Source organism: Melaminivora alkalimesophila (assembly GCF_000282995.1).
Classification (GTDB): domain Bacteria; phylum Pseudomonadota; class Gammaproteobacteria; order Burkholderiales; family Burkholderiaceae_C; genus Melaminivora; species Melaminivora alkalimesophila.
On sequence record NZ_ALEE01000734.1, the window covers coordinates 1 to 1,075 of the forward strand.

At 70.3% G+C, this 1,075-nt stretch carries 1 protein-coding gene; it reads right to left on the reverse strand.

Features of this window, described 5'->3' with window-relative positions; all coding sequences use genetic code 11:
* On the reverse strand, positions 1-1,075 hold a 1,075-nt coding region (locus A612_RS14345), incomplete at both ends, for an efflux RND transporter permease subunit (RefSeq protein WP_019375142.1).

The window sequence follows — 1,075 nt, forward strand, 5'->3', positions numbered from 1 at the left end:
CGAGCCGCCGCCGATGGTGGTGTAGATGCTCTCGATGTGGCCGACCTGCATGGCGCGGGCGGCCGCCTGCTGCACCAGCGCCTCGGTGTCGGCGAGCTTGGAGCCGGGCGGCAGCTCCAGCGTGACCTGGGTCTGGGCGTTGTCATCGGCCGGGATGAAGCCGGAGGGCAGCAGCGGGATGAGCGCCAGGGAGCCAGCGAAAAAGGCCAGCCCGCCCAGCAGCGTCAGCAGCCGGTGGCGGATGCACCACTCGGCGGCGCGCATGTAGCGCGCCAGCCAGCGCGGCTCGCGGTGGGCGTCCACGATGGGCTTGAGCATGTAGGCCGCCATCATGGGCGTGAGCATGCGCGCCACCACCAGCGAGGCGAACACGGCCAGCGCCGCCGTCCAGCCGAACTGCTTGAAGAAGCGCCCGGCGATGCCGCTCATGAAGGCCGTGGGCAGGAACACGGCGATCAGCGTGAAGGTGGTCGCCACCACCGCCAGGCCGATCTCCTCGGCCGCCTCCATGGCCGCCTGGTAGGGGCTCTTGCCCATGCGCAGGTGGCGCACGATGTTCTCCACCTCGACGATGGCGTCGTCCACCAGGATGCCCACCACCAGCGACAGCGCCAGGAGCGTGATGATGTTGATGGAAAAACCCAGCAGCTGCATGCCGATGAAGGCCGGGATCACCGACAGTGGCAGCGCCACTGCCGAGATGATGGTGGCGCGCCAGTCGCGCAGGAACAGCCAGACCACCACCACCGCGAGGAAGGCGCCCTCGTAGAGCAGGCGCATCGAGCTGTCGTATTCGTCCTGGGCGATCTCCACGAAGTCCACCGTGCGGGTGAGTGTCAGGTGCGGGTGTTCGGCGCGCAGCACCTCCAGCGCCTCGGTGATGCCGGCGCCGACCTCGATCTCGCTGGCGCCGCGGCTGCGCGAGACCTCGAAGCCGATCACGTGCCGGCCGTCGAGCAACGCCGCCGAGCGCCGCTCGGCCACGGTGTCGGTGACGGTGGCGACCTGGTCCAGGCGGATGCGGCGCCCGCCGGCGAGCGCGATCTCCAGCCCGGCGAGCTCGTCGGCGGTCGCC